The organism is Polaromonas sp., from assembly GCF_030682935.1.
Lineage (GTDB): Bacteria > Pseudomonadota > Gammaproteobacteria > Burkholderiales > Burkholderiaceae_C > Polaromonas.
The window spans coordinates 20,482-28,234 of the sequence record NZ_JAUXNA010000200.1; the positions used below are offsets into that span (position 1 = coordinate 20,482).

Annotated in this window: 6 protein-coding genes; 3 read left to right on the forward strand and 3 right to left on the reverse strand. The window is 65.9% G+C overall.

Annotated features, from left to right (window positions below; all coding sequences use genetic code 11):
- Positions 1-69: 69 nt before the first annotated feature.
- The 3 genes from Q8K05_RS09290 to Q8K05_RS09300 all read right to left on the reverse strand — a co-directional run bounded on the left by Q8K05_RS09290 (position 70) and on the right by Q8K05_RS09300 (position 3,195).
- A complete protein-coding gene (locus Q8K05_RS09290) occupies positions 70-1,236 on the reverse strand; it encodes an MFS transporter (RefSeq protein WP_305246346.1) in 1,167 nt (388 codons plus the stop codon).
- A complete protein-coding gene (locus Q8K05_RS09295) occupies positions 1,233-2,006 on the reverse strand; it encodes a 16S rRNA (uracil(1498)-N(3))-methyltransferase (protein WP_305246347.1) in 774 nt (257 codons plus the stop codon). The genes Q8K05_RS09290 and Q8K05_RS09295 overlap by 4 nt, the downstream gene beginning before the upstream one ends.
- Before the next feature lie 100 nt (positions 2,007-2,106).
- Positions 2,107-3,195: an aminoglycoside phosphotransferase family protein gene (locus tag Q8K05_RS09300; protein WP_305246348.1), complete on the reverse strand. Its 1,089-nt coding sequence runs from the start codon at positions 3,193-3,195 to the stop codon at positions 2,107-2,109.
- 117 nt (positions 3,196-3,312) lie between these two features.
- Here Q8K05_RS09300 and Q8K05_RS09305 point away from each other — a divergent pair, with 117 nt between their 5' ends.
- From Q8K05_RS09305 to rsmA, 3 genes are all read left to right on the forward strand, one after another.
- On the forward strand, positions 3,313-5,754 hold the full coding sequence (locus tag Q8K05_RS09305) for an LPS-assembly protein LptD (protein ID WP_305246353.1): 2,442 nt from the start codon (positions 3,313-3,315) through the stop codon (positions 5,752-5,754).
- Positions 5,747-7,156: a peptidylprolyl isomerase gene (locus tag Q8K05_RS09310; RefSeq protein WP_305246349.1), complete on the forward strand. Its 1,410-nt coding sequence runs from the start codon at positions 5,747-5,749 to the stop codon at positions 7,154-7,156. Before Q8K05_RS09305 ends, Q8K05_RS09310 begins: the two co-directional genes overlap by 8 nt.
- On the forward strand, positions 7,153-7,753 hold a 601-nt coding region (gene rsmA / locus Q8K05_RS09315), incomplete at its 3' end, for a 16S rRNA (adenine(1518)-N(6)/adenine(1519)-N(6))-dimethyltransferase RsmA (protein ID WP_305246350.1). The genes Q8K05_RS09310 and rsmA, both read left to right, overlap by 4 nt.

Below are 7,753 nucleotides of genomic sequence, written 5' to 3' on the forward strand. Positions count from 1 at the left end.
TGTAGCCCAATGCTTTCGGGTGCAAGAAGCTACTAAATAAATAGCAAAAACCGGGCTGGCCCGGACCGCTCAGCGCTTTTGGCGCTGGCCCAGCGCCAGCCACGCCAGCGCCAGCGCGGTCAACCCCAGCGGCAGCAGCGAGCCCAGGTTCAGCAGCGCCCAGCCCTGGGTGGTGACCAGCACGCCCGAAGCCAGCGACGACACCGCCAGCACCGCAAACACGCAAAAATTGAGCGCGCCCTGGGCCTTGTCTTTTTCTTCGGGCCGGTAGGCGGTCAGTGCCAGCGTGGTGGCGCCGGTGAACAGGAAATTCCAGCCCAGTCCGAGCAAAAACAGCGCCACCAGAAACTGCTTGAACTCGACGCCCGACAGCGCGATCAGCACGCATGCCACATTCAGCGCCAGTCCGGCCGCCATGATGGGCAGGGTGCCAAAGCGCTTGATCAGGTGGCCGGTAAAAAAGCCGGGCGCAAACATGCCGATCACATGCCACTCCAGCACCCAGGCCACGTCTGAAAACGGCAGGCCGCAGGTCTGCATGGCAATCGGCGTGGCCGCCATCAGCAGGTTCATCACGCCGTAACCCAGCGCGCCAGCCGCCGCCGCGACGATGAAAACCGGCTGGCGCATGATCTCGCCAAGTGGCCGGCCCCCAGCGCTGGCGGTGGTTTGGGCCGGCGCGGGCGGAAATTGAATACAGGTCAGCAAGCCCATGGCCAGCAGCGCCACGCCGGCCAGCGCCAGGTAGGCGCCGGCAAACGGCACGTCGGTCAGGCTGCGCGTGCCGGCCGCCAGATTGGGCCCGGCCACCGCGCCGATCAGGCCGCCGGCCATCACCAGCGAAATGGCTTTTTCGCGAAACGCGGGTAGCGCCAGCTCGGCGGCGGCAAAGCGGTAGAGCTGCGCATTGGCGTTGTAATAACCCGCCACCACCGTGGCCGCCACCAGCAGCCAGAAGTTTTTGCTGTACGCCGCATAGCAGCAGAGCAGGGCCGATAGCGCCGCCACCAGCAGCCCGAGCTGGAACGAGGCCTTGCGGCCAAAGCGGCGCTGCGTCTGCGCCACCAGCCCGGTCGACAGCGCACCGCCGACCACATAGCCCATGACCGGCAGGGTCGCCATCCAGCCCAGCGGCGCCAGGTTCAGGCCGACCAGGCCGTTGATGGCGATGAAGGTGACGTTGTTGGTGAGGAAAAGCCCCTGGCAAAGCGCCAGCAGCCAGAGGTTGCGGTTCATGCGCTGCTGGTGTCTGCGGCCAGTGTCAGCAGCGCCAGGCAGGCCAGCGGCGCAGTTTCGGCGCGCAGCACGCGCGGGCCCAGCGTCACGGGCGCAAAGCCGCAGGCGAGGGCGGCGGCTTCTTCGGCGGGGCTCAGTCCGCCTTCGGGGCCGCTCAGAAATGTGAAGGCGGCCTGCGCCCCGCTGCCGGCCACAGCCTGGGCCAGCGGGCGCGTGCCGGGCTGCAGCGACAGCAGCAGCCGCGTGCCGGCGCTGTCGGCCTTGGCATTGGTTTTGAGCCAGTCGGCGAGCGTGGCGACCTCGTGAATCAGCGGCACCCGGTTGCGTCCGCACTGCTCGCAGGCGGCGGCGGCGGCGGCGCGCCAGTGCGCCAGTTTCTTGTCGGCGCGCTCGCCCTTGAGGCGCAGCACGCTGCGCTCGCTCATCAGCGGCTGGATGCTGGCGGCGCCCAGCTCGGTGGCTTTTTCGATCAGCCAGTCCATGCGGTCGTTGGCGGGCATGACGGCGGCCAGATGAATGGCGCGGCCCGCTTCGCGCGCGGTGGCGGTGTAGGCGCCAATGACGACATCCACGTCGCTACGGCCCATGCGTTCGACGGTGGCCTCGAATTCGCCTTCGCTGCCGGGCTGGCCGTTGCCCTGGCCGTTGAACAGGGTGATGCGCCCGCCCGGCTGCAGGCGCAAGACCTGAACATGGCGCGCGGTCTGTTCGGGCAGGCTCAGCGAGGTGCCGGGCACGAGTGCGATGTCGGCGTAAAAACGGGCGCTCATGCGCAGGCCGTCCGCTGGGGCGCTGGAAGAACTACTAAATTAATAGCTGCTTGTGCCCGTCCTGATTGGGCTGGAGGCGTATTTGACATCGTATTTGGCATCAAAACGTGTAGCCCACGCGGGTTTCGTTGCCTTCAATCTCGTCGAGCAGCACCATCAGCGGCCCGAGCTGCCGGTAGCGGGCGGCGGTGTTGCGGGCGTATTTGATGAAGCGCGGCGTGTCGGCCAGGTATTTGGGCTTGCCGTCGCGTAGCGTGAGGCGCGCAAAAATGCCCAGCACCTTGAGGTGGCGCTGCAGGCCCATCCACTCGACGGCGCGGTAAAACTCGCCAAAGTCATCGCCCACCGGCAGCCCGGCCTTGCGCGCTTTTTGCCAGTAGCGCACGGTGATGTCGAGCACGAAATCTTCTTCCCAGCTCAAAAACGCGTCGCGCATCAGGCTGGCGATGTCGTAGCTGATCGGGCCATAGACCGCGTCCTGGAAGTCCAGCACCCCCAGCTCGCCGGTGCTGGACACCATCAAATTCCTGGGCATGAAGTCGCGGTGAACGTAGACGCGGGCGCCGCCCAGCGACTGCAGGTTGCTGGCTTTGATCTGCGCGAACATTCCGTCGAGCTTGTCCTGCAGCCCGGTGTCCAGCGCAAAGCCGCGGTGCCGGCCCACATACCACTCGGGGAACAGCGCCAGTTCGCGCGACAGCAGCGCGTCGTCGTAGGGCGGCAGCACGCCGGGCCGGGAGGCGAGCTGCCAGCGCACCAGCGCGTCCACCGCGTCCATGTAGAGTTCGACATGCCCGGCGCCGGGCTGGGCAATGGCCGCCACGTCAGCCGGCGGCGCAATCACATCGAGCAGGGTCTGGCTGCCCAGGTCGCTCAGCAGCATGAAGCCCAGCGCCTGGTCCCAGGCCAGCACCTGCGGCGCCTTCAGCCCGGCTTCGTGCATCAGCGCCGCGACCTGGACGAAAGGCGCGCAGTCTTCCTGCGCGGGCGGCGCGTCCATGATGATGTAACTGTTTGAACCGGCTGGCGGGGCGGCATCGACCCTGAAATAACGGCGAAAGCTGGCATCGGCAGAGGCCAGCCTGACGCTGCCCGGCAGCAAGGCGTGCTGCGGGGCCAGGGCCGTCAGCCACTGGTGAAAGGCGCTGGCGCGCGCCGGGTCGGCCCAGGCAATAGGGGATGCGGTCATGATTCTTGAGCTCTTGCGGGGGTTGCTGCCATGCGCTGGCAAGGCAGGGTGCGGGGGAAATGGAGGGTCATGGATAATCGGGCCTGCTTTTACCAACGGGTTTATCTCACATAAATGATGCGCCACGCATCCCGCTCGCCTTTTATTCTCTCGCCGGTCGCCCGCGCGGTCTTGGGGCTGGCGTTTTCTGCCGCGCTGGGGCTGGCCTGCGCCGGACCGGTGCAGGCCCAGGTGTCGGCGGAAACGGCCGAGGTGCCAAGCCCGGCCACGCTTAAAAGCACGCCCATGCTGGCCGAGGAAGTCTCCAGCGCGCCCGAGAACACCGGCCCCACGTTTGTGTTTGGCGACAGGCTGTCGGGGCGCCCCGACCTGGAGACCGTGATTGAAGGCAATGCCGAGCTGCGCCGCGGCGCGACTTCCCTGCGCGCGGACCGTATCGAGTATTACCAGCCCGACGATCTGCTCAAAAGCCGTGGCAATGTGCGCATCAACCGCGCTGGCAACCGCTTTGAAGGCCCCGAGCTGGAGATCCAGCTGGACCGCTTTGAGGGTTTTTTCACCACGCCGAGCTACCGTTTTCTGAAAAATGGCGGCAATGGCCAGGCCGAGCGCGTCGATTTCATTGACGACAAGCACCTGACGGCGCAGCGCGTGAGCTACACCACCTGCGAAAGGGGCAACGAAGCCACGTGGGAGCCGGCCTGGGTGCTGCGCGCCAAAAGTATCAAGTTTGACCTGGACAAGGACGTCGGTATCGCCACCGGGGCGGTGGTGCGCTTCAAGAACGTGCCGATTCTGGCGTTTCCCGTGGTGAGCTTTCCGCTCAGCGACAAGCGCAAATCGGGCCTGCTGCCGCCGACGCTCAACCTGAGTTCGGTCGACGGCTTTTCAGTCCGCCAGCCTTACTACTTTGACATTGCGCCCAACCGCGACGCGACGTTTTCACCCGCCATCATGAGCAAGCGCGGCATCGACCTGGCCGGCGAGTTCCGTTACCTGGAGCCGGGCTACAAGGGCCAGCTGCGCGCCAGCGTGATGCCCTCGGACCAGCTGCGCGACCGCGACCGCTGGTCTTATGCCTTGCAGCACGCCGGCGTCATCAACAGCGGGCTGCCCGCTGTGGGCAACCTGGGGCTGGCCCTCAATCTGAACCGCGTCAGCGACAACGACTATTGGCGTGATTTTCCGATCGCCAGCGGCTCGGTCACCCCGCGCCTGCTGCCGCAGGATGCGACCTTGTCCTGGGGCCGCGGTTTCTTTACCACCACGGCCCGCACCCTGAAGTGGCAAACCCTGCAGGATGTGAACTCGCCCATCATTCCGCCCTATGACCGCCTGCCCCAGCTCACCGCCGCCTACACCCGCGTCGATGCGCCGCTGGCGGGGCTGGATTTGCTGGGTGGCGGCTTTGACTGGTCGGTGGCCGGCGACTACACCCGTTTTTCGGCCGACCAGAACCTGACCAGGCAGCCCAACGGCAGCCGGGCGTTCACCCGGGCCCAACTGAGCCGGCCGTGGCTCTGGCCGGCCGGGTTTATCACCCCCAAGGTGCAGTTGCACGCCACCAGCTACCAGCTGGACGCGCCGCTGGCGAGCGGGTCCATGATGGGCGCGACCTCGGCCTCGCGCGTCGTTCCCACCTTCAGCCTGGACAGCGGGCTGCAGTTTGAACGCGATGCCAGCTTGCTGGGCCGCGAGCTGACCCAGACGCTGGAGCCGCGCGCGTTTTATGTGCGCACGCCTTACCGCGACCAGAGCGGCCTGCCCAACTACGACTCGGGCGCCAACAGCTTCAATTTCGCGACCGTGTTCACCGAGAACGCCTTTGTCGGCAATGACCGGATTTCAGACGCCAACCTGCTTACGCTGGGCCTGACCTCGCGCTTGCTGGACCCCGCCACCGGCGCCGAAGCGGTGCGCGTGGGCGTGGCCCAGCGGCTGCGCTTTGAAGACCAGAAGGTGACCCTGCCCGGCGGGCTGCCCGTGACCGACCGCATCAGCGACTTGCTGGCCGGCGCGTCGGTCAACTGGGTGCCGCAGTGGTCGTTTGACAGCACGGTGCAATACAACCCCAAAACCCGGCAGTCCGAGCGCGCTTCGGTCGGTGTGCGCTACAACCCCAGCAACTACCGCGTCATCAGTGCCGCGTTCCGGCGCCAGCGCGCCATCAGCGACAGCAAGCAAATCGACGTGGGCTGGCAGTGGCCCATCAATGACCTGTGGGGCGACAAAGGCCGCGATCTGGGCGCGGGCCAGGGCCAGGGCGGCGGGCGCTACTACAGCGTGGGGCGCCTGAACTACAGCGTGCTGGACAAGAAACTGGTGGATGCGGTGATTGGCATTGAATATGATGGCTGCTGCTGGATTGGCCGCGTGGTGCTTCAACGCTCGCAAAACAGCATCACCACCTCCAACACCCGTATTTTGTTCCAGCTTGAAATGGTCGGCTTCTCCCGCGTCGGCGCCAGCCCCCTGGAAATCCTCAAAACCAATGTTCCGCGTTATCAAAACCTGCGTGACACCATCAGCGCGCCCAGCCGCTTTACCACTTATGACTAACCAACGCTTTGCTACCGGATTTTTGCCGTCCCGGCCACGGGCTGCTGCACTGGCGCTCGTGCTGGCGCTGCCCCTGATGGGCGCGCAGGCCCAGGGCCTGCGGCCTTCGGGCAGCTTGCAGCGCGCGGTCCCTGCCGCCAGCGCGGGCGCGGCCGTGCAACGCCCGGCTGATTTCATCGTCGCAGTGGTCAATTCCGAGCCGATTACCAACAACGAACTGCGCACCAAGCTGCTGCGCACCGAGCAGCAACTGCTCCAGCAAGGCACGGCTGTGCCGCCCCGCGGCGAACTGGTGCCGCAGCTGCTCGAACGCATGATCAGTGACAAGGCGCAGCTGCAGATGGCGCGCGCATCAGGTCTGCGTGTCGACGAGAGCGCGGTCGATGCTGCCGTGGAGTCCATTGCGCGCCAAAACCAGATCACGGTGGACGAGTTGCGCCGCCGGCTGAAAATCGACGGCATTGACTACAAGCAGTTTCGCTCGGAACTGCGTGACGAGCTGCTGGTGACCCGCCTGCGCCAGCGCGAAGTCGAGTCGCGGGTGACGGTGAGCGAGCAGGACATCGACCAGTTTTTGCGTGACCAGCAGGGCAGCACCGGGCCCGCTGCCGATCTGTCCGCGCTGGCCCTGAACCTGGCCGAAATCCTGGTGGCGGTGCCTGAAAATGCCACGCCCGCCCAGGTCGCAGCGCTGCAGGCCAAAGCCCAGCAGGTGCTGGAGCGTGCCCGATCCGGTGCCGATTTCACGGCGCTGGCCAACGAATTTTCCAGTGCGCCGTCGCGCAGCAATGGCGGTCAGATGGGTCTGCGCACGGCAGACCGTTATCCGCCGCTGTTTGTCGAGGCGACGCAGTCCCTGCGCGCGGGCGGGCTGGCCGGTCCGGTGCGCAGCGCGGCCGGCTTTCACATCCTGAAGGTGGTCGAAAAAAGGCAGGCGGGCATGCCGGACGCCGCCATCACGCAGACCCGTGCGCGCCACATCCTGCTGCGGCCCACGCCCCAGTTGAGCGAAGCCGCCGCCATCGAGAAATTGGCCGGCTTTAAAAAACGCATCCTGGCCGGCCAGGCCGACTTTGCCGCATTGGCGCGCGAAAGCAGTGAAGACGGCTCGGCCAAGGACGGCGGTGATCTGGGCTGGGCCAATCCGGGCATGTTTGTGCCCGAGTTCGAAACGGTCATGAACGGTCTGTCGCCCAACCAGGTCTCCGATCCGCTGGTGTCGCGCTTTGGCGTGCACCTGCTGCAGGTGCTGGAGCGGCGTGAAACGCAGCTCTCGGCGCGCGAGCAGCGCGACATCGCGCGCAACGTGCTGCGCGAGAAAAAGCAGCAGGAAGCCTATGCCACCTGGGTTCAGGACGTCCGCGGCCGCGCCTATGTGGAGTTCCGGGAACCCCCCCAGTGAAACATATCCCGCGCAAGCGCTTTGGCCAGCATTTCCTGACCGACCGCCTCATCATTGCAGGCATCGTCGATGCGATTGCGCCCCAGGCTGGCCAGGCCATGGTGGAAATCGGGCCCGGCCTGGCGGCGCTGACGCAGCCGCTGGTCGAGCGGCTGGGCCACCTGACGGTGATTGAGCTGGACCGCGACCTGGCGCAGCAGTTGCGCCAGCACCCCAAGCTCACCGTGGTCGAGTCTGACGTGCTGCGGGTGGATTTTGTCCATTTGGCCGAGGACATCGGCGGCGGGGCGCCCAAAATCAGGGTCGTGGGTAACCTGCCCTACAACATCTCCACGCCCATCCTGTTTCATCTGCTGGACGCCGTGGACGTCATTGAAGACCAGCACTTCATGTTGCAAAAGGAAGTGATTGACCGCATGGTGGCCGCGCCGTCGACCAGCGACTATGGCCGGCTCAGCGTGATGCTGCAATGGCGTTACGCCATGGAAAACGTGCTGTTTGTGCCGCCGCAAAGCTTTGATCCCCCGCCGCGCGTCAACAGTGCGGTTGTGCGCATTGTGCCGCGTGCCGATCCGGTGGCGCTCGATGTCAAGCAGC